Genomic DNA, 19,351 nt, shown 5'->3' with positions numbered 1-19,351 from the left:
GACGCACGCACCCGACCGCGGCTCACGCAACTGCGTTGCGCTTCGCTACGCTCGATGCAGGCGGCCAAGCCGCCCGCATCCCCGCGCTTACTGCGCCTTCACGAGCTTGACGATCGTCGGCGTGCCGTTGACGTTCTCGACGCGCACCTTCACCTTGTCGCCCACGTGAACCTCGGCGAGCATGGCCGCGTCCTTCGCCTTGAACGCCATCGTCATCGGCGACATCCCGACGTTCTCGAGCGCGCCGTGCTTCAGCGTGATCTTGCCGCTCGCGGCATCGACCTTCTTCACTTCGGCATCGGTCAGCGCGACATTCGATTCGGCCGCGCCGCCCGACGACATCTTCATGCCGGACATGTCCATGCCCGACATGTCGCCCGCGGCAAACGCGGGTACGGCGAATGCGCCGGTTGCGAAAACGGCGGCGGCGGTGGCAAACAATTGATTCATCTTCATCAGGATTCTCCAGTGGGGGTGGACGGCACGTTCATGCCATGAGGAACTGCATCGGAATGCCGCTGACGGCTCGTGCTTCGCGCACGACGGCGCTGCAGCAGAAGCCATGCGGCGGGAATGACGAACATCGACAGCAGCGGCGCGGTGACCATCCCGCCGACCATCGGCGCGGCGATCCGCTGCATCACTTCGGAACCGGCACCGTGTCCGACCATGATCGGCACGAGACCGGCCAGCACGACGGCGACCGTCATCGCTTTCGGCCGCACGCGCAGCACCGCGCCTTCGCGAATTGCATCGAGCAGCACGGCCTCGGTCATGGGCTCGCCGGCGTCGAGGCGGCGCTGCAGCGCGCCCTTCAGGTACAGCAGCATCACGACGCCGAACTCGGCGGCCACGCCCGCCAGCGCGATGAAGCCCACCGACGTCGCGACCGACACCGCGTGGCCCAATGCCCAGACGAGCCAGAAGCCGCCGACCAGCGCGAACGGCACCGTCGACATCAGCAGCAGCGCATCGGCCGCCGAGCCGAACGTGACGAACAGCAGCACGAAGATCACGACGAGCGTCACCGGCACCACGGTGCGCAACGTCGCCGCCGCGCGTTCGAGATACTCGAACTGCCCCGACCACGCGATCGAATAACCGGGCGGCAACGCGACCTGCTGCGCGACCGCCTGCTGCATTGCGCGCACCGCGCTGCGCAGATCGGTGCCGCGCAGGTCGACGTACACATAGCCGGACAGCCGTGCGTTCTCGCTGCGGATCATCGGCGGCCCGTCGGCGATCGCGAGGCGCGCGACGTCGCCGAGGCGGATCTGCGCGCCGCGCGCGGTGACGACCGGCAGTTGCCGCAGGTTCTCGAGCGAATCGCGGATCTCGCGCGGATAGCGGATGTTGATCGGGAAACGCTCGCGCCCCGCGATCACTTCGCCGACATCCTCGCCACCGACCGCCGACGACACCACCGACTGGATGTCGGCTACCGACAGCCCGTAGCGCGCGGCCGCGAGCCGGTCGATATCGACGTCGATGTAGCGGCCGCCGTTCAGCCGTTCCGCGAGCGCGGACGTGACGCCCGGCACGCGTTTCACCGCCGCCTCGACCTGCGTCGCGATCGCGTCGATCCCCGTCAGGTCCGGCCCGGAAATCTTCACGCCGACCGGCGTCTTGATGCCGGTGGACAACATGTCGAGCCGGTTGCGGATCGGCGGCACCCACACGTTCGACAGGCCAGGCACCTTCACGGTGCGATCGAGCTCGTCGACGAGCTTCTCCGGCGTCATCCCCGGCCGCCACGCGCTGCGCCGCTTGAAGCGGATCGTCGTTTCGAACATCTCGAGCGGCGCGGGATCGGTCGCCGTATCCGCGCGCCCCGACTTGCCGAACACCGTGTCGACCTCGGGCACCGTCTTGATCAGACGGTCGGTCTGCTGCAGCAGTTCGCTCGCCTTCTCAGCCGAGATGCCCGGCAGCGCGGTCGGCATGTACAGCAGGTCGCCTTCGTCGAGCGGCGGCATGAACTCGCCGCCGAGCCGCGACAACGGCACGGCCGTCAGCAACAACGCGACGAGCGCGACGCCGATCGCGAACCACGGGCGCCGCAGTGTCGCCTCGAGCAGCGGACGGTACACGCGGATCAGCACGCGGTTGATCGGGTTCGCGTGCTCGGGCGGAATGCGGCCGCGCACGAGATACCCCATCAGCACCGGCACCAGCGTCACCGACAGCCCGGCGGCGGCGGCGATCGTGTAGGTCTTCGTGAACGCGAGCGGCGCGAACAGCTTGCCTTCCTGCCCTTCCAGCGAAAACACCGGAATGAACGACAGCGTGATGATCAGCAGCGAGAAGAACAGCGCCGGCCCGACCTCCGCGGCCGACGTCGCGACGAGTTCCCAGCGGCGCGCGGCCGTGATCGGCTCGCCGGGATGCGCGTGGCCGTAGGCTTCCAGATGCTTGTGCGCGTTCTCGATCATCACGATCGCCGCATCGATCATCGCGCCGATCGCGATCGCGATGCCGCCCAGCGACATCAGGTTCGCGTTCACGCCCTGGTAGCGCATCACGATGAACGCGGCCAGCACGCCGAGCGGCAGCGACAGGATCGCGACGAACGCGCTGCGCAGGTGGAACAGGAACACCGCGCAGACGATCCCGACGATCACGAACTCCTCGATCAGCTTGTCCCTGAGGTTGTCCACCGCGCGCTCGATCAGCTGCGAGCGGTCGTAGGTCGTGACGATATCGACGCCCGGCGGCAGCGATCGCTTCAGGTCGGCGAGCTTCGCCTTCACCGCGTCGATCGTCGTCAGCGCGTTCTTGCCCGAACGCATCACGACGACACCGCCCGCCACCTCGCCCTGCCCGTTCAGCTCCGCGATCCCGCGCCGCATCGCCGGGCCGACCTGGATGCGCGCGACGTCGCCGAGCAACACCGGCGTGCCCGCGTCGTCGGTGCGCAGCACCACGTGCCGGAAGTCGTCGAGCGTGCGCAGGTAGCCGGTCGAACGCACCATGTACTCCGACTCGGCCAGCTCGACGACCGAACCGCCCGATGCCTGGTTCGCATTGCCGAGCGCGTCCGCGACCGCCGCCTGCGTGATGCCGTACGCGCGCAGCTTGTCCGGATCGAGCACGACCTGGTACTGGCGCACCATCCCGCCGATGCTCGCCACTTCCGATACGTCCGGCACGGCCTTCAGCTCGAACTTCAGGAACCAGTCGTTGAGCGCGCGCAGTTGCCCGAGGTCGTGACGGCCGGTGCGGTCGACGAGTGCGTACTCGTACACCCAGCCGACCCCGGTCGCATCCGGCCCGAGCGATACGGTCGCGCCAGCCGGCAGCCGGCTCTGCACCTGGCTCAGGTATTCGAGCACGCGCGAACGCGCCCAGTACGGGTCGGTATGGTCGTCGAACAGCACGTAGACGAACGCGTCGCCGAACGACGAGTACGCGCGCACGGTTTTCGCGCCCGGCACGCCGAGCAGCGTCGTCGTCAGCGGATAGGTCACCTGGTCCTCGACCACCTGCGGCGCCTTGCCCGGGTACGACGCCTTGACGATCACCTGCGTGTCCGACAGGTCGGGCAGCGCGTCGAGCGGCGTCTGCCGCAGCGAATGGACACCCCACGCCGCGATCAGCACGGTGGCGAGCAGCACCAGGAAACGGTTGCGGACGGACCAGCGAATCACGTGCGCGATCATGGTTTGCCTCCCAGCGGCTCGACCTTCGTCAACCGGTAGCCGTCGTCGCCCTGCACGAACGCGAAGCGCACCGTCTGGCCCGGCTTCACGTCCGGGAACGCGGTAGCGGACGGCTTGCCGAAAGCCATCGTCATCGCGCCCCAGCCGAGCGCGGGCACGGGTTGATGCGAGAACGTGATGTCGTCGGCCGTGACGTTCTCGACCTTGCCGGTGGTCTCGTAGGTCGGCGCCGCCGCCTTCGGTGCCGACACGGGCACCGCCCCGCTCGCGCCGGCGCTGCTTGCCAGTCGCGGCAGCACGGACTTGAGGCTCGCTTCGGAATCGATCAGGAACTGCCCCGATGCGACGACCGTATCGCCTTCGCTCAACCCGTCGAGCACTTCCGTATCGCCGCCGACGTCGTTGCCCACCGTCACCGTCGCCGGCTGAAGGCCGCCGTCGCCACGCTTCAGGATGACGATCGTGCGCTTGCCGGTCGCGATCACCGCCTCCGACGGCACGAGCAGGCGCGGCACTGCCTTCGGCCCGGCGACACGCACGCGCATCAGCATGCCGGGCGTCAGCTTCAGCGACGCGTTGTCGATCTCCAGCCGCGCCTGCAGCGTACGGCTGCTCGTGCTGATGCCCGGCAGGATCTCGCGGATGCGCCCCGTGAAGTGCCGCGACGGATCGCCCGCGAACGTCGCGTCGACCGGCACCCCCGGCTGCACGGTCAACGCCAGCGCCTCGGGGATCTCGACGATCAGCCACAGCGTCGACAGCCCCGAGATCCTGGCCAGCGTCTGCCCCGGCGCGACCATCGCGCCGTCACGCACGTTCAGCTCGCTGACGACACCGGTTTCCGGCGCGGACAGCACGACGTGCGTCTGCACTCGGCCGGTGCGATCGAGGCTCGCGATCATGCCGTCCGGAATCGACAGCGCACGCATGCGCGCACGCGACGCCTCCAGCAGACTGCCGTCCATCCCGCCGCGCTTCAGCGCGAGATATTCCTCCTGCGGCGCGAGCCAGTCGGGCACGTACAGCGACGCGATCGGCGCGCCCTTGTCGATGCGCTGCATCGGCGCCCGCGCGTACAGGCGATCGATGTAGCCCGTCACGCGCGACTGCACGACATCCGTGCGCGCTTCATCGAATTGCGTGGTGCCGACCGCATCGAATCCGCCGGCCGTTTCCTGGCGCCGGACGGTCGCGTAGCGGATGCCGAGGTTCTGCTGCAGGCCGGGATCGATCCGGATGCCTGACGGGCCGCCGCCTTCGTCCGCATAGACCGGTTGCAACTGCATGTCCATGAAGGGCGACTTGCCCGGCTTGTCGAAGTGCTGGTTCGGCACCATCGGATCGTGCCAGTACAGCACCTTGCGTCCGGTCGTCGGGTCGGGCTTGCCGGGCGACGCCGCGGCGGCTTCCGGCACGGCGTGTGCCGCATGGCGTGCGCCCGCGACATAGCCCGCGCCGAGCAGCGCCGCGGCGGCGAACGCCAGCAGCGCGGCACGGGTCATTGTTTGCTTCGTCATGTCGTTCTCCTTCATTGCGCGGCGGCCAGCGTCGACGGCACGACCTGGTATTCGAGCTGGGCCCAGGTCAGCGAGACGTCGCGCCGGAGATCGAGCACCTGCAGTTGTGCATCAAGTTGCGCGCGGCGTGCGGCGAAGGTGTCGGCGAGCGAACCCGTGCCGGCCCGGTACGCGGCGTTGGCCAGCTGCACGCGCTGCTCCGCGGCAGGCAGCAGCGCGTCGCCCAGGTTCGCGATGCGTGCGCGGCCGCTCGCGAGCGTCGCGGACTGCATGCGGATATCGGCCTGCACCTGGCGCAGCGTGTCCTCGTACATCAGGCGCGCTTTCGTCGCGAGCGCGGCCTTCTCGGCGACGTCGCGGTTCTGCCGGTTCTTGCGGTTGAGCGGCAACGGGATCGTGACGCCGACGGACACCATGTTCGAATACGCGCCACCCCGCTGCTGGTACGCGACTTCCCACGTCCAGTTCGGGCTGCGCTCGCTGTTCGCCACCGCGGTATCGGCTTCGGCGACCGCGATGTCGTCCGCCGCGGTGATGAGCGCCGGTTGCGCCAGCCGCAATTCGTCCGGCGGCAACGACGACACGAACGATTCCGCCGCCGGCGGCGTTCCCGTGACGTCCTCGACGGGCACGGCCGTCCAGCGCGACAACGCGATGAGCGCGGTCTGGTAGACCTGCTGTGCCTTCAGCAGCTGGTCCTGCGTCTGCGCGAGCATGGCCCGGGCCTGGACGACGTCGCCCGCGCTTGCCTTCGCGCCGCGATACGACGCCTTCGTCGCCTCGAGCTCATGGTTCATGTGATCGAGCAGCGCCTGCTGGAGCGCAAGCGCCTGCTTCGCGTAGATGGCGTTCAGCCACGCCGCGGCGGTCTGCTGACGCACGCCGGCGAGCTGCGCGAGATAGCCGGCGCGCTCGCGCCCGACCTGTTCGTTGGCGAGCGCCGAGCGCAAGCGCCGCTTGTCGCCCGATACCCATTCCTGCTCGATGCCGATGCGGCGCATCGTCATGAAGTCCTGGCCGACGGTGAAGCGCTGCCCGCCGTTGACCGGCAGGTTGTCGATGCCGGCCTTCAGCATCGGGTCCGGCAACTGGCCCGCCTTGACGGCCGCCTCCGAACTGGCACGCACCGACGCCTGCGCGGCCTGCATCGATGCGGAATGATCGGTGGCGGACTGCAGCGCGGCGTCCAGCGTGACGGGCGCCAGCTGCGCGTGAGCGGCGCCCGCAACCAGTAGCGCCGCCCCGAGCATGGGCGCGCGCCGACACGCACGCCGCCTGCGCGGCGTGCAGAAATCGAATGACATGGTGTAACCCCAAGTCGGAACCCAAATGGATTCCACGTCCTGAATCCAGGACGAACCTCACCGCCTCGGCGGTGAACCGGTCAGATCGGGATCAGCTGATGCGGGGCGGGCGCCACAACCCGTTCGGGTCGCGGATCGGGACGGACTGCGTGTAGTGGAAGACGATCGTGCTGGCGAATGCAGCGGGACGGCTAACGCCGGTGCGCGCGGCCGGGTGATAGAGACTGCCGAACTGACATTGGGCCGTCACCTTGCAGGCCATGCCTTTCGCTTTGGCCTTCGCGTGATCGGTGGGCGATGCTTTCATCGAATCGCAGCCGCTCATGTCGGCGGACAGGGTCATGCCCGTGTCCGTCTCCATCGCCATCGTGTGCTGCATCGGACATTCACCGGTCAGGCCGCTGGCTGCCAGCCCGCTGATGGGCAGCACCGCGCACAGCAGCAGCAGGATGAAGGTCCGAAACAGTTTCATGGCGGCGATTATAGCGCGACGGTTTGCGGCGTGGCGGGGCGAAATGTACGGTTTCGTAGCGTCTCCGGAGCCGTCCGCACGCGCTAACGGATCAGGCCGTCCGCAGCCAGCACCTGCTGCACGGCCGGCCGCGCCCGCACCCGCTCGTACCACGCACGCAGGTTCGCATGCCGGCTCAGGTCGATGTCCGCGTGGTACACCGAGCGCATCCAGTCGGCCTTGCCCCAGCCCGTGAGCGCGAACAGGTACGCATCGGCGATCGTGAACGTGTCGCCCGTCACGTACGGGGGGCCGCCGAGCTGCCGGTCGATCCACGCGAACCGACTGTCGAGCTTCTGCCGCACCGGGTCCACGTAGTTCCCCGCCTGCACCGCGTACAGCAGCGGTATGAAGCCCTTGTGGATCTCGGTGCCGAGGAAGTTCAGCCACTCCATCAGCCGGTAGCGGGCGAGCGTGCCGTATGCGGGCGCGAGCCCCGCTTCCGGGCACCGGTCCGCGAGATACTGCGCGATCACCGGTCCTTCGCGCAGCGTCGTGCCGTCGTCGAGTTCGAGCAGCGGCACGTAGCCGAGTTCGTTGACGTCGTAGTAGTCGCGGCCGTCGTCGATTCGATGCTTGCGCGCGTCGACCTTGACGATCTGCGCATCGATGTCCGCTTCGCGCAGCACGATGCGGATTGCCTGCGAACAGCTGCCGGGAGCGTGATAGAGCTTCATGCGTTTCCTTGGTTGGTGGGTTCGACTCTCGATTCGCCGCGACGCGGGCGCTAATATCTCGCATCGGCGCAGCGATGAGAAGACGGCAGTCGTTTGTGCCGTAGCCACAAAAAAGTTACCGACCAGGGTCAGCAGTCATGAAAACGAGTGCGACAGGATGTTCCGTGGAAGAAGCGATGCGCATGCTCGGCGGCCGCTGGCGGCTGCTGCTCGTGTCGTATCTGCTCGACGGGCCGAAGCGCTTCAGCGACCTGCGCCGCGACATGCCGGGCATCTCGCAGCGGATGCTGACGCTCGATCTGCGCGCGCTCGAGGACGCCGGCTTCGTGCGGCGCACCGTGTATCCGGAAGTGCCGGTGCGCGTCGAGTACGATCTGACCGCGGACGGCGACCGGCTGCGGCCCGTCGTCGAGGTCATGCGCGAATTCGGGCTGTGGCTGAAGGCGCGCGATGCGCACTGCGAGGCCGAAGCGGAAATCGCGCTGGCCCGATAACCCCACATCGAGAGAAACATCATGGAACTACACGCCACCGTCGGCGCGGCAACGTCCGACATCGACGACGACGAAAGCTGCGCGAACATCTATTGCCACGACGCGGAGCAGAACTATTGCTTCTCGCTGCTGCGCTTTCCGGAGGAAACGTCGATCGAGGTGATGGTGCTCGACCAGCTCACCGCGCACGTGAAGGATCTGTCGGTGCGCCTCACGGGCGACACGCTCGAAGTCGAACTCGATGAACGCACCGCCGCGAGGCTCGACGGCAATACGCACTACGTGATCCATCTCGCGCCCGGCGAACACGATCCCGTCGTGCTGCGCGCCGCACTGAAGGAAATCTTCGACGGCAAGAGCGGGTATCGCGACGACAGCGCCAGCGCGTAGGCCGGCCGCATCCACTGTCCTTCAACCGACATGCGTTTCCTGCCCCGCTCCAGCGACTGAACGTGGTGTATTGCAATCCGCGCGGCGGTTGCGCACAGGGTTGGGGCAGTGCGAAGGAAGCGACCGCGGCTGAACCGCGACGCGGCGACCGCGCTCACCACGCTTTCGCCGTGCCTTCCCACATACTGAGCGCACAACGTCCCATTAATAGGGATGCCTGTTCAAATGTTGACGCGCTTTGCGCCACGGCCCTAACGTTCGCCCAATGCCATTGGATGCGGCCGCCCCGCCACGCGGGTGCTTGCCGGCACAGAACACAGGAGACGACCGTGGCCCATTTCGCATCACGCACGCATGCCAAGCCGCCGGCGCAGCCGCACGCGCGCGCCGACGCCGCACCCGATTCCGCCGCGCGCATGTCCGCGTCCGCGGTTGCCGCCTGCACCGCGCCGCCGAGCCGCAAACGCCTGATCATCCTCGCACTGCTGTTCGTCACGGTCGTGATCAACTATCTCGACCGCAGCAACCTGTCGATCGCCGCGCCCGCGCTGTTCAAGGAGCTGAACATCGACCCGGTCCGCGCGGGCCTCGTGTTCTCCGCATTCGGCTGGACTTACGCGCTGATGCAGATCCCCGGCGGCTGGCTCGTCGACAAGGTGTCGCCGCGCGTGCTGTATGCGGGCGCACTCGCGCTGTGGTCGGCCGCGACGCTGCTGCTCGGCTTCGCCGGCTCATTCGTCGGGCTGATCGTGCTGCGGCTCGCGGTGGGCGCGCTCGAAGCGCCGGCCTACCCGATCAACAACCGCGTGGTCACGACGTGGTTCCCGACCCGCGAGCGCGCCAGCGCGATCGGCGGCTACACGTCGGGGCAGTTCGTCGGCCTCGCGTTCCTCACGCCCGTGCTCGCGTGGCTGCAGGTGCATCTCGGCTGGCACATGGTGTTCGTCGCGACCGGGCTCGCCGGCATCGTGTGGGCTGCAATCTGGTACGCGGTGTATCGCGAGCCGCGCGCGTTTCGCGGCGTCAACGCGGCCGAGATCGCGTTGATCCGCGACGGCGGCGGCCTCGTCGATCTCGAGGACCGCATCGCCGCGCGCACCGAGCGCACGCCGTCGACGTGGCGCGATCTCGGCGTCGTGCTCGGCCGGCGCAAGCTGTGGGGCATCTATCTCGGCCAGTTCGCGCTGAACTCGACGCTGTGGTTCTTCCTCACGTGGTTCCCGACCTACCTCGTCAAGTACCGCGGGATGGATTTCATCAAGTCGGGCTTTCTCGCGTCGCTGCCGTTTCTCGCCGCGTTCGTCGGCGTGCTGTGCTCGGGCGTGCTGTCGGACTGGCTGATGCGGCGTGGCGCGTCGCAGGGCTTCGCGCGCAAGCTGCCGATCATCTCGGGGCTGCTGATCTCGACCTGCATCATCGGCGCGAACTACGTCACGTCGACGGGCTGGGTGATCGCGTTCATGACGATCGCGTTCTTCGGCAACGGCTTCGCGTCGATCACGTGGTCGCTCGTGTCGGGCCTCGCGCCCGCGCGGCTGCTCGGCCTCACGGGCGGCGTGTTCAATCTGATCGGCAACCTATCCGCGATCGCGACGCCGATCGTGATCGGGTTGCTCGTCGACGGCGCGGACTTCTCGCGCGCGATCACCTATATCGCCGCGATGGCGCTCGCGGGCAGCCTGTCGTACGGGCTGCTGGTCGGCAAGGTCGAACGCATCGACGCGTGAGCAGATGCCCTGCTACGCGGCCAACGCGATCGCGTCGATGTTGAACGCACGCAGCAGATCCTCACGGAACGCGGCGACGATCGGCTTCTCGCTCGCGCTACGCTTCATCGCGAGATGCAGCGGCACGTCGAAGCTGAACGTCGCGCGGCCGACGGCCTTCACGAGCCCGCGCTGCTCGAACGGCTCCGCGTAATGCGCGGGCAGGTAGCCGAGATGGCCGCCCGACAGGATCAGGATCGTCGCGGCCTCGATGCTGTCCGCGCTCGCGGTCACGCGGCGCTCCGGCAGCGGATACTGCTCCTCCGGCACCGGATAGGTACGCCACACCCAGTCGTGCGCCTCCAGGTCGTCGGCCGACACGGGTCGCGACGCATGAAACAGCGGATGCCCGCGCCCGCAGTAGATCACCTGTTCCTCGGTAAACAGCGGCGTGTAGTCCAGCCCCGGCACACGATGCCAGAAATAGCCGATCGCGAGATCGAGCTGGTTGTTGACGAGGCTTTCCTCGAGTTCCTGCGGCGATGCGACCTTCATCGAGAACGTGACGGCCTGGTCGCGCTTGCGAAATGCGCCGATCGCGTCGGCAAGGCGCGCGTTCTCGACGAGCGGCGCCTGCCCGATCAGGCCGATCGACAGCGTGCCGACCAGCTTGCGGTCGATGTCGCGCACGCGCGCGACGAACTCGGACGTCGCCGCGACGAGCGTGCGCGCGGTGGCCGCGAAGCGTTCGCCCTTCGACGTCAGCCGAAAGCCGCCGCGGCCGCGATCGCACAGCTTGAAGCCGACGCGCGCTTCCAGCGCGGAGAGCTGCGTGCTGATGGTCGACTGCCGCACGCCGAGCGAGGCCTCGGCAGCCGTGATGCCGCGCGCGTCGACGACGGCCAGAAAGACCCGGATGAGCCGAAGATCGAGATCGGTGGTATTCGAAAACATGCTTCAAGCCGCTGCGCGTGAGCGCGTTGTCGGGCCGGCGCGACACCAGCCGTCTGCGCCGATGAACCTTGCCGGGCGCGCGCCGTCATCGGCAACGGCGCACGCCCTACTCGTCGCTCGTCAACACCGCGCGGCGCCTACATCGGGAAGCCCATCGCCTTGATCCCGTTGATCCACGCACGCTTCCAGCCGCCTTCGGCATCCGCGCCGTCGAACGCATGGAACGTGATCTTCGCGGCGACCCAGCGCATCGGCTCGGGCGGGATGTAGCTCGGGCTCTGGTTCGCGATGTCGAGCTTGCGCTCCGGGCTGTCGCGATCGAACAGGATGTTCAGCCCCATGAACGCGCCGAACCGGCTCGCCGCGACGCCGAAGCCCGTGTAGCCGGCGACGAACACGGCCTTGTCGCCGAGATAGCGCTTCGCGAACACCGAGCCGCGCGAGCAGTAGTCGATCGGTCCGCCCCACGCGTGCGAGAAGCGCACGTCGCTCAGCTGCGGGAACGTGCGGTAGAACGCCTCCGCGAGCCGGTAGTAGGTTTCGCGCTGGCCGTCCTGGTGCGGTTCCGGGTCGCCGTCGAAGTGATAGCTGACCAGCCCGCCGAAGATGATGGTGTTGTTCTTCGTCAGCCGGAAATAGTTGAGCTGCGTACGCGTGTCGTACACGCCCTGGCGATTCTTCCAGCCGATCCGCGCGAGCTGTTCGTCGGTGAGCGGCTCGGTCGCGAGCACGTGGTCGCGCACCTGCATCACGCGGCGGTTGATGTCGGGAATGCCGACCTTCGCGGTGCCGCTGCCGAACACGACGCGCGGCGCACGCACGCTGCCCTTCGGCGTCGTCACGAACACCGTGCCGCCTTCGTCGGTCACGGTCGTGAGCGGCGTGTGCTCGTACAGCTTCACGCCGAGCGACAGCGCCGCGCGCTTGAGCCCCCACGCGAGCTTCGCCGGATGCACGATGCCGCTGCGGTTGCGCGACCACAGCGCACCCGCGAACAGCGGCGAGTTCAGTTGCTCGAGCGTTTCCTCGCGGTTCAGCAGCACGACGTCGTGCCCGTGTTCGCGATGCAGGTCGTAGTCGCCCTTTAGGTGTGCGATGTGCCCGGGGTCGACCGCGACCGTCATCTCGCCGTTCCACTCGATGTCGGCGTCGATGTCGTAGCGCGTCAGCGTTGCCTCGAAGCCGTCGAGGTTGTGGTGGCCGAATGCCTCGAGCTGCGCGATGTCGTTCGGAAATACGCGCACCGCGTTCGGCAGCCCGTGCATCACCGACGTCGAGATGATCCCGCCCGCGCGGCCCGATGCGCCGTGCGCGACCTTGCCGGCCTCGATCAGCACCACGTTCAGGTGCGGCATCTGTTCCTTCGCCTGCACGGCCGCCCACAGCCCGGTGAAACCGCCGCCGACGATCAGCAGGTCGGCCGTCACGTCGCCGACGAGTTCCGGCTCGGTGGCCGGTGCGGCCGGGTTGTCGAGCCAGTACGGGAACAGCTTCGTGTTCGCGAGCGCCTCGGCGGCGCTCAGCGCGACCGGCGTGCGACGCACGGCGTGCGCGTTAGCCGGTGTGGCTTGTGTTGCTTCGTTGAGTTCCATTTCCATGATCCCAGCCATCCCGCGTGATCCCGGCTTGCATCACGACTTTTCGAGGAGCACGTAGAACTTCTTCGCGTCCTCGAGTGTCTCCCAGCGGCCCGCGAACCCGGCCGGCAGCAGGTAACCCTGGCCCGGCGTGAATTCCTTGCGGTTGCCTTCGACGTCGGTCAGCGCGATCCGGCCCTCGACGAGCCATACCGCTTCGTCAGCCGCCGTTTCCGGGAACTCCACCGAGCCGACCTTGCCTTCCCACCAGCCGATGAGGTAATTGCCGCTCTTGCCCTCGGCCGCGCGCCAGTCGCTTTCGTCCATGCCGAAATCGAGCTTCGTGAATTCGCCAATGCCTGCGCCGAGCGGCAGGATGTCCTTGATCAGTTTGGTCATCTGAATCTTTCGTCTCGTGATTGAAAAAAGCAGAGACAAAGTTACTCATTTACACTGCCCCGGTATGCCCCCCTTCGGGGGGGACAAGCCGCGTTTTCCGGGGCGAACAGGTCGGCAGGACGCCCGCCGGTACTTGCCCTTAATGACGTTTCAGGCCGCAACCGCTAAAATCGCGCCCGCTCTCACCCGGGGGAACCGCATGCTGCTCAACGTGAACCCCTTCCACCGCGACACCGACCGCTTCAACGTGTCGTTCAAGGCGCTGGGCGAGCTGATCGAGACGGTCGGCACGCCGCACTTCGTGCCGCGCCTCACGCAACTGCTCAACGACGTGGTGCCGCTCGACGTCGCGCACGTCGAACGCTCGCGCGTCGACGGCACGATGCCCACCGGCTACCGCTGCGAATGGATCGGCAGCAGCGGCATCGGCACCGAGACCGCCGAAATCTCCGACGTGATGACGCTCTACTACGAGCGCTTTCTCGACAGCGACCCGCTGTTCGCGGGGCTGCGCGGCAAGACGGGCACGATGCTGGTCGTGCGCGACATCGCGGCGATCCCGCCCGGCGAATTCCGCCAGCGGTTGTTCGACGACGTGCATATCGGCCACGAATGCGTGCTCGCGCGCGGCACCCGCTATGCGCAGCATTCGATCGCGCTGGAACGCGGCCGCGACCGCCCGCCGTTCACGCTCGCCGAGATGAACCGCTTTCGCAGCATCAGCGACGTGCTGTTCCCGCTGCTCGAGCTGCACGCGTCCACCACCGCCGCGCGGCGCGTCGCGCACCCGATGCCCGACGTGCATCCGCTCGCGCAGTTCGATGCGCGGATCGCGGCCGACGGCGTGAAGCTGTCGAAGCGCGAATACGAAACCTGCAAGCACCTGATCTCCGGCAAGACCGTGCCGGAGACCGCCGACATCCTCGGCGTGCGCGTCGCGTCGGCCGAGTCGTACGTGAAGCGCGCATTCGCGAAGCTCGGCGTGCGCACGAAGCGCGAGCTCGCCGCATGGGGCTCGGCTGCGCCGGCGTTTCCTTCTGCCGCGGCACATGAAGACGACGATGCGCCGTCCGTGATCTCGGGCTGACCCGATCGGTCGCTGACCGCCTTCGCTGATGGTTGCGCCGCGTCGATGCGGCGGCGCCACTCGCATCGAGACCCGTCGATGTAAACGTTGCGACTTCAAGATCTTCGCGCCCGCGTTCTCCTCTACCATCGGCCGATCGTTTTTCACCCGAAAGAGGAGACGGCCCCATGCACCGCGAACTGAACCAGCCGATGGGCGGCAACGAGATGCCGCGCTTTGGCGGCATCGCCACGATGATGCGCCTGCCGCAGGCCGCCACGACCGACGGTCTCGACGTGTGCTTCGTCGGCGTGCCGCTCGACCTCGGCACGTCGAACCGCTCGGGTTCGCGCTTCGGCCCGCGCCAGATCCGGACCGAGTCCGTGCTGCTGCGCCCGTACAACATGGCCACCCGCGCCGCGCCGTTCGATTCGCTGCAGGTCGCCGACATCGGCGACGTCGCGACCAACCCTTACGACCTGAAGGATTCGGTGCGCCGCATCGAGCAAGCGTATGACGAGATCGTCGCGAACGGCTGCCGGCCGATCACGCTCGGCGGCGACCATACGATCGCCTGGCCGATCCTGCGCGCGCTGCACAAGAAGTACGGCAAGGTCGCCGTGGTGCACGTCGACGCGCACGCGGACGTGAACGACACGATGTTCGGCGAGAAGATCGCGCACGGCACGCCGTTCCGCCGCGCGGTGGAAGACGGCCTGCTGCAATGCGACAAGGTCACGCAGATCGGCCTGCGCGGCACCGGCTATCACGCGGAGGATTTCGACTGGTGCCGCCAGCAGGGCTTCACGGTCGTGCAGGCGGAAGACTGCTGGCACACGTCGCTCGCGCCGCTGATGGCACAGGTGCGCGAACGCGTCGGCGACGCGCCGGTCTATCTCAGCTTCGACATCGACGGTCTCGACCCGTCGTTCGCGCCCGGCACCGGCACGCCGGAAATCGGCGGCCTGTCGGTGCAGCAGGGTCTCGAGATCATTCGCGGGATGAAGGGGCTGAACATCGTCGGCGCGGATCTCGTCGAAGTGTCGCCGCCGTACGATCCGAACGGCACCACCGCGCTCGTCGGCGCGAACCTCGCGTTCGAGATGCTCTGCGTGATGCCGGGCGTCGCCTATCGCTAATTCGATCGACAGGAAAACGTCCATGTCCACCGCAGAGCTTTCCCCTTCCGCCGCGACCATCGTGCTGCCCGCCGCGCGCATCGCCGGCCAGCCCGTGCGCACGCATTCCGATCAAGCCGGCGCGCCGATCTTCAATGCATCGACCGGCGAGACGATCGGCTGGCAGGAATTCGCGACGACCGCGCACGTCGACGCCGCGGCTCGCGCCGCACGCGACGCGTTCGCCGGCTGGCGCGATATGCCGCCCGCGGAGCGCGGCCGCCTGCTCGCGAAGATCGCCGAGCGCGTCGAAGCCACCCGCGAGCGCCTCACGGCGCTGCAGATGCAGGTGAGCGGCAAGCCGCCATTCGAGGCCGACGCCGACGTCGGCGACGTCGCCGCGACGTTCGCGTATTACGCGACGCTGTGCGAGAACCCGGCGCTGTTCGCGGCCGAGCCGGTCGCGCTGCCGAGCGACGCCGTCGCGGCCGAACGCTTCCACGACGCGGTCGGCGTCGCCGCGCTGATCATGCCGTGGAACTTCCCGATGGTCACGACCGCGTGGAAGCTCGCGCCCGCGCTCGCGGCCGGCTGCACGGTCGTGATGAAACCGTCCGAACTGACGTCGCCGACCGAACACGCGCTGCTCGACCTGATCGCCGAAGCCGGCGTGCCGGACGGGGTCGTCAACGTCGTGAACGGTGGCGCCGAAGTCGGCGCGGCGCTGACCGCGCATCCGCTGATCGACAAGATCTCGTTTACCGGCAGCACGGCGGCCGGGCGCAAGGTCATGCAGGCCGCGGCCGAGGACATGAAGCGCGTGACGCTCGAACTCGGCGGCAAGTCGTCGCTGATCGTGCGCGACGACGCCGATCTCGACGTCGCGGTGTCGCTGGCCGTGGCCGGCGCGTTCACGAACGCGGGCCAGATGTGCTCGGCCACCGCGCGCATCCTCGTGCACGACAGCCTCTATCGCAGCTTCATGGCCGCGTTCGAGACGGCCGTGCGCGCGCTCGTCGTCGCGCCGCCCGCCACCGAACAGGTCGCGATGGGGCCGATGATCTCGGCCGCGCAGCGCACGCGCGTGGAAGCAATGCTCGCGCAAGGCATCGCGGCCGGCGCGCGCGTCGCGTTCAGCGGGCGCGTCGCCGAGGCCGGCGGCAACGGCTTCTTCATGGCGCCCGTCGTGGTCGCGGAGCCAGCCGCCGACAACCTGCTGTGGACCGACGAGGTATTCGGCCCGGTCGCGTGCGTGAAGTCGTTCCGCACCGACGACGAGGCGATCGCGCTCGCGAACGACACGCGCTACGGGCTCGTGGCGACCGTCGTGACGCGCGACGCGGACGTCGCGAAGCAGTTCCAGGCGCGCGTGCGTGCCGGGCTCGTGTGGATCAACGCGCCGCAGCTCATCTACCCGCATGTGTGCTGGGGCGGCTTCGGGCTCAGCGGAATCGGCCGCGAACTCGGCGTGACGGGCCTGCGCAGCTACCAGGAACTGCGCCACGCGATGCGCGCGATCGATTGACCAGGGCGGCCGGTCGGGCCGTTGGTGGCGCCGTGCCCAGTGGGGCGGCGCCGCCTTTTTTACGGGGCGCCGCGGCACAGCGGGCCGAGCCAACCGCACCGGATGCCGAAACCGCAGGGCACGGCAGACCGGCACGTCTGCGGCATCGTCACCGTCGATGTGCAGCCGCTTCGGCCTCGGTATCGTGATACTCGACAAACGCCGCGATCTTCCCGCCTTCGATCGTCATCAGGTGCACCCAGTCGTCCTCGTAAGTGCGCCCGGTCGAGTGGACATGCCAGCGCTGCGTGCCGAGCACGACGACCCGGTTGCCGTTGGCGATGAACTCGAGCGGCTCGAACCGTTCCGCGGTCTGCGCCGATGCAAGCGCCGCGAAGAATGCCGCGACCTCCTGCGGCCCATGTCGTCTGCCGACGAACGGGACGACGTCGGCCGGCCCCGGGATGAACCAGTCGACACTGTCGGACAGCGTCTGCAGCACGCCGTCGATATCCGCCCTGCCGTACGCCGCGTATGCCTGCTGCACCAGTTGCACGTTGCTTTGCTCGCTCATCGCGCCCTCCCGCCATCACCGGTTCGCCGAGTTGCGGCGCGGAGTTCCGGCCGCAGTCAATTCAGCATAGTCGAACCGCGGAGCGGCACACCTAGGGTTCGCGAGCAATCGGGCGGCGTCGCGATGTCGACGTCGGCGTCAACGGCCCGTTAACGTATTCGTCAGCAGAGACCCGCCGCGCCGCACGCTTGGCGAAGAAGCTCTTGCACGCTCGCTCCAGATGCGCGGGATCACGGCGCCGGATCGGTCTCCGCGCAGCGGCTCGCATCAGGACAGCACGATGTTTCTGATGACCTTCCTGATGCTCTTGTAGCTGTCGACCGATTCCGCCTTCTGGTCCGTCACGAGCGTGCCGATCCGCGCGGGTTCGCAAAAGCCGATCCGGCTGTTCGTACCGAGCTTGCTGAAGTCGGCCAGGATCGCGACGTCCGCCGCGTTGGTCACCATCGCGCGGGCAACTTCCGTCTCCATCCGGTCGTAGTTCGTCGCGCCGCGCACGTGGTCGACGCCGACCGGCGACAGCAACGCGAGATCGGCGCGATAGCGGAAGATCTCGGCGATCGTCCCGTCGCCGACCGTCGCGGCCGCGCGGCTGCCGATCATCCCGCCGAGCAGGATCGTTTCGTTCCTCGCCTGCCCGGGGTCGCTCGAGCGCAGCTTCAACGCGACGTCGATCGAGTTCGTGATGATCGTGAGGCCGGACAGCTTCGCCAGTTCCTCGGCCAGCAGCGTGGTGGTCGTGCCCGCGTCGATGAACAGCGTCTGCGAGCCCGTGACGAGCCGCGCCGCGGCGCGCGCGATCGCCTGCTTCGCCTTCACGTGCGTCTGCGCGCGTTCGGCGATCGGCGCTTCGTCGCCCACCTGCACCGCGCCGCCGTGCACGCGCTTCAACTCCCCCATCGCCTCGAGATCGACGAGATCGCGGCGCACGGTTTCCCGCGACACGTTCAGGTCGGCCATGATCCGGTCGGTGGAGACGCGCTGCATCTTCGATAACAGAAGCCGGATCCTCTGATATCGCTCTTCTTGCCACATGAGATGTCCTCGGAAATGTCCGTCAATGGTATTCGAACCGTGGCTACGCGGCGCTTTCCTCCATCTCTTTGATGCCGACGAGGGTCTGCAGGGATTGACGCACCGCCTGGAATTCGCGGCTCGTCATCTTCGAGAACACCACGTGGATGCGGTCGTCGTCCGGCGTCGCGTCGTCCTGCTCGATGACGAACTGGACGATGCGCGCCTGGTCGATGCCCGGCATCGCCTGCAGCGACGTCAGCTTCACCGCGCCGCGGCTCGCGAGGATGCGCACGCCCCAGCGCTGCCGCGCGGCGAAGAAGCGTTTCTCGATCGGCTTCAGGCCCGCGAGGATCGTCAGCACGATCGCCGTCGCGGCGATCGCGGCGACGTACATGCCGCCGCCCACCGCCAGCCCGACCGCCGCGACGACCCACAGGCTCGCCGCCGTCGTCAGCCCGCGGATGATCTCGCCGCGCAGCATGATCGACCCGGCGCCGAGAAAGCCGATGCCCGACACGACCTGCGCGGCGACCCGCGACGGGTCGAGCGACACGTTCTTCGCGTCCTGGATGTCCGCGAAGCCGAACGCGGACACGACCATCACGAGCGCCGCACCCACGGCCACCAGCATGTGCGTGCGCAACCCGGCCGCCCACGACAGCCGTTCGCGCTCGATGCCGATGATGCTGCCGAGCAGCGCGGCCAGCAACAGGCGGGAAATGATTTCCATCTGACTGATCATGCGAGGTCTCCTTCCTTTGACCGACTTGATGAAACGCGGCACGCCCGGACCGCCGCCCAACTCGTCTTGCTTTCGTCCGGCTGACGGTCCGCACTCGCCACGGGTTGTATTTTTGTGCGAACTTGCGAATTTGTGCGTTCTA

At 67.9% G+C, this 19,351-nt stretch carries 18 protein-coding genes; 6 read left to right on the top strand and 12 right to left on the bottom strand.

Annotated features, from left to right (window positions below; genetic code table 11):
• Positions 1-87: 87 nt before the first annotated feature.
• The 6 genes from DIE23_RS28920 to gstA form a co-directional block, all read right to left on the bottom strand.
• Positions 88-456, bottom strand: coding sequence for a copper-binding protein (locus DIE23_RS28920; protein ID WP_124615232.1), 369 nt, complete (start codon positions 454-456; stop codon positions 88-90).
• Complete coding sequence (locus tag DIE23_RS28915) at positions 456-3,659, bottom strand: efflux RND transporter permease subunit (RefSeq protein ID WP_124615231.1); 3,204 nt, start codon at positions 3,657-3,659, stop codon at positions 456-458. Before DIE23_RS28915 ends, DIE23_RS28920 begins: the two co-directional genes overlap by 1 nt.
• Complete coding sequence (locus DIE23_RS28910; RefSeq protein WP_124615230.1) at positions 3,656-5,176, bottom strand: efflux RND transporter periplasmic adaptor subunit; 1,521 nt, start codon at positions 5,174-5,176, stop codon at positions 3,656-3,658. The genes DIE23_RS28915 and DIE23_RS28910 overlap by 4 nt, the downstream gene beginning before the upstream one ends.
• An 11-nt stretch (positions 5,177-5,187) precedes the next feature.
• On the bottom strand, positions 5,188-6,480 hold the full coding sequence (locus DIE23_RS28905) for a TolC family protein (protein WP_124615229.1): 1,293 nt from the start codon (positions 6,478-6,480) through the stop codon (positions 5,188-5,190).
• Between the two features lie 91 nt (positions 6,481-6,571).
• Complete coding sequence (locus tag DIE23_RS28900; protein WP_124615228.1) at positions 6,572-6,952, bottom strand: hypothetical protein; 381 nt, start codon at positions 6,950-6,952, stop codon at positions 6,572-6,574.
• Positions 6,953-7,035: 83 nt separating this feature from the next.
• Positions 7,036-7,668 carry a glutathione transferase GstA gene (gene gstA, locus DIE23_RS28895; RefSeq protein ID WP_124615227.1) on the bottom strand — a complete coding sequence of 211 codons (633 nt, stop codon included), beginning with the start codon at positions 7,666-7,668 and terminating at the stop codon, positions 7,036-7,038.
• Positions 7,669-7,805: 137 nt separating this feature from the next.
• Between gstA and DIE23_RS28890 the strand changes: the two genes are divergently transcribed.
• The 3 genes from DIE23_RS28890 (at position 7,806) to DIE23_RS28880 (ending at position 10,279) form a co-directional block, all read left to right on the top strand.
• Positions 7,806-8,162, top strand: coding sequence for a helix-turn-helix domain-containing protein (locus DIE23_RS28890; protein WP_124615226.1), 357 nt, complete (start codon positions 7,806-7,808; stop codon positions 8,160-8,162).
• Between the two features lie 21 nt (positions 8,163-8,183).
• The gene (locus tag DIE23_RS28885) at positions 8,184-8,552 is read left to right on the top strand and encodes a hypothetical protein (protein ID WP_124615225.1); all 369 of its coding nucleotides are present in this window, start codon (positions 8,184-8,186) and stop codon (positions 8,550-8,552) included.
• Between the two features lie 329 nt (positions 8,553-8,881).
• Positions 8,882-10,279 (top strand): MFS transporter, encoded by a 1,398-nt coding sequence (locus DIE23_RS28880; protein WP_124615224.1) that lies wholly within the window; start codon positions 8,882-8,884, stop codon positions 10,277-10,279.
• Between the two features lie 12 nt (positions 10,280-10,291).
• Here the strand turns inward: DIE23_RS28880 and DIE23_RS28875 are convergent, their stop codons facing one another.
• The 3 genes from DIE23_RS28875 to DIE23_RS28865 all read right to left on the bottom strand — a co-directional run bounded on the left by DIE23_RS28875 (position 10,292) and on the right by DIE23_RS28865 (position 13,188).
• Positions 10,292-11,212 carry a LysR family transcriptional regulator gene (locus tag DIE23_RS28875; RefSeq protein WP_124615223.1) on the bottom strand — a complete coding sequence of 307 codons (921 nt, stop codon included), beginning with the start codon at positions 11,210-11,212 and terminating at the stop codon, positions 10,292-10,294.
• 137 nt (positions 11,213-11,349) lie between these two features.
• Positions 11,350-12,810 (bottom strand): FAD-binding oxidoreductase, encoded by a 1,461-nt coding sequence (locus DIE23_RS28870; RefSeq protein ID WP_124615222.1) that lies wholly within the window; start codon positions 12,808-12,810, stop codon positions 11,350-11,352.
• 33 nt (positions 12,811-12,843) lie between these two features.
• Entirely contained in the window at positions 12,844-13,188 is a 345-nt protein-coding gene (locus tag DIE23_RS28865) for a cupin domain-containing protein (RefSeq protein ID WP_124615221.1), read from the bottom strand.
• A gap of 199 nt (positions 13,189-13,387) precedes the next feature.
• On the opposite strand from DIE23_RS28865, the gene DIE23_RS28860 reads away from it, so the two are divergent.
• The 3 genes from DIE23_RS28860 (at position 13,388) to DIE23_RS28850 (ending at position 16,897) form a co-directional block, all read left to right on the top strand.
• Positions 13,388-14,275: a helix-turn-helix transcriptional regulator gene (locus DIE23_RS28860; protein WP_124615220.1), complete on the top strand. Its 888-nt coding sequence runs from the start codon at positions 13,388-13,390 to the stop codon at positions 14,273-14,275.
• 167 nt (positions 14,276-14,442) lie between these two features.
• A complete protein-coding gene (gene speB, locus DIE23_RS28855; RefSeq protein ID WP_124615219.1) occupies positions 14,443-15,393 on the top strand; it encodes an agmatinase in 951 nt (316 codons plus the stop codon).
• 22 nt (positions 15,394-15,415) lie between these two features.
• Positions 15,416-16,897, top strand: a complete 1,482-nt coding sequence (locus DIE23_RS28850) for an aldehyde dehydrogenase family protein (protein ID WP_124615218.1) — start codon at positions 15,416-15,418, stop codon at positions 16,895-16,897.
• A 148-nt stretch (positions 16,898-17,045) separates the two neighbouring features.
• Here DIE23_RS28850 and DIE23_RS28845 read toward each other — a convergent pair whose 3' ends face one another.
• The 3 genes from DIE23_RS28845 to DIE23_RS28835 all read right to left on the bottom strand — a co-directional run bounded on the left by DIE23_RS28845 (position 17,046) and on the right by DIE23_RS28835 (position 19,209).
• Entirely contained in the window at positions 17,046-17,450 is a 405-nt protein-coding gene (locus DIE23_RS28845; protein WP_124615217.1) for a nuclear transport factor 2 family protein, read from the bottom strand.
• A 267-nt stretch (positions 17,451-17,717) separates the two neighbouring features.
• On the bottom strand, positions 17,718-18,485 hold the full coding sequence (locus DIE23_RS28840) for a DeoR/GlpR family DNA-binding transcription regulator (protein WP_124615216.1): 768 nt from the start codon (positions 18,483-18,485) through the stop codon (positions 17,718-17,720).
• Positions 18,486-18,528: 43 nt separating this feature from the next.
• Positions 18,529-19,209: an MgtC/SapB family protein gene (locus tag DIE23_RS28835; protein ID WP_124615215.1), complete on the bottom strand. Its 681-nt coding sequence runs from the start codon at positions 19,207-19,209 to the stop codon at positions 18,529-18,531.
• Between the last annotated feature and the right edge of the window lie 142 nt (positions 19,210-19,351).

Source organism: Burkholderia sp. Bp9143 (assembly GCF_003853645.1).
Classification (GTDB): Bacteria; Pseudomonadota; Gammaproteobacteria; order Burkholderiales; family Burkholderiaceae; genus Burkholderia.
Note: the sequence above shows the minus strand (reverse complement) of the source record. Positions and strands in the feature narration are given on the sequence as shown.

Excerpts from the sequence above, each read along its gene's own strand:
- DIE23_RS28920 (WP_124615232.1), bottom strand. The coding sequence starts at position 456 with ATGAAGATGAATCAATTGTTTGCCACCGCCGCCGCCGTTTTCGCAACC.
- DIE23_RS28915 (WP_124615231.1), bottom strand. The coding sequence starts at position 3,659 with ATGATCGCGCACGTGATTCGCTGGTCCGTCCGCAACCGTTTCCTGGTG.
- DIE23_RS28910 (WP_124615230.1), bottom strand. The coding sequence starts at position 5,176 with ATGACGAAGCAAACAATGACCCGTGCCGCGCTGCTGGCGTTCGCCGCC.
- DIE23_RS28905 (WP_124615229.1), bottom strand. The coding sequence starts at position 6,480 with ATGTCATTCGATTTCTGCACGCCGCGCAGGCGGCGTGCGTGTCGGCGC.
- DIE23_RS28900 (WP_124615228.1), bottom strand. The coding sequence starts at position 6,952 with ATGAAACTGTTTCGGACCTTCATCCTGCTGCTGCTGTGCGCGGTGCTG.
- gstA (WP_124615227.1), bottom strand. The coding sequence starts at position 7,668 with ATGAAGCTCTATCACGCTCCCGGCAGCTGTTCGCAGGCAATCCGCATC.
- DIE23_RS28890 (WP_124615226.1), top strand. The coding sequence starts at position 7,806 with ATGAAAACGAGTGCGACAGGATGTTCCGTGGAAGAAGCGATGCGCATG.
- DIE23_RS28885 (WP_124615225.1), top strand. The coding sequence starts at position 8,184 with ATGGAACTACACGCCACCGTCGGCGCGGCAACGTCCGACATCGACGAC.
- DIE23_RS28875 (WP_124615223.1), bottom strand. The coding sequence starts at position 11,212 with ATGTTTTCGAATACCACCGATCTCGATCTTCGGCTCATCCGGGTCTTT.
- DIE23_RS28870 (WP_124615222.1), bottom strand. The coding sequence starts at position 12,810 with ATGGAAATGGAACTCAACGAAGCAACACAAGCCACACCGGCTAACGCG.
- DIE23_RS28865 (WP_124615221.1), bottom strand. The coding sequence starts at position 13,188 with ATGACCAAACTGATCAAGGACATCCTGCCGCTCGGCGCAGGCATTGGC.
- DIE23_RS28860 (WP_124615220.1), top strand. The coding sequence starts at position 13,388 with ATGCTGCTCAACGTGAACCCCTTCCACCGCGACACCGACCGCTTCAAC.
- speB (WP_124615219.1), top strand. The coding sequence starts at position 14,443 with ATGCACCGCGAACTGAACCAGCCGATGGGCGGCAACGAGATGCCGCGC.
- DIE23_RS28850 (WP_124615218.1), top strand. The coding sequence starts at position 15,416 with ATGTCCACCGCAGAGCTTTCCCCTTCCGCCGCGACCATCGTGCTGCCC.
- DIE23_RS28845 (WP_124615217.1), bottom strand. The coding sequence starts at position 17,450 with ATGAGCGAGCAAAGCAACGTGCAACTGGTGCAGCAGGCATACGCGGCG.
- DIE23_RS28840 (WP_124615216.1), bottom strand. The coding sequence starts at position 18,485 with ATGTGGCAAGAAGAGCGATATCAGAGGATCCGGCTTCTGTTATCGAAG.
- DIE23_RS28835 (WP_124615215.1), bottom strand. The coding sequence starts at position 19,209 with ATGATCAGTCAGATGGAAATCATTTCCCGCCTGTTGCTGGCCGCGCTG.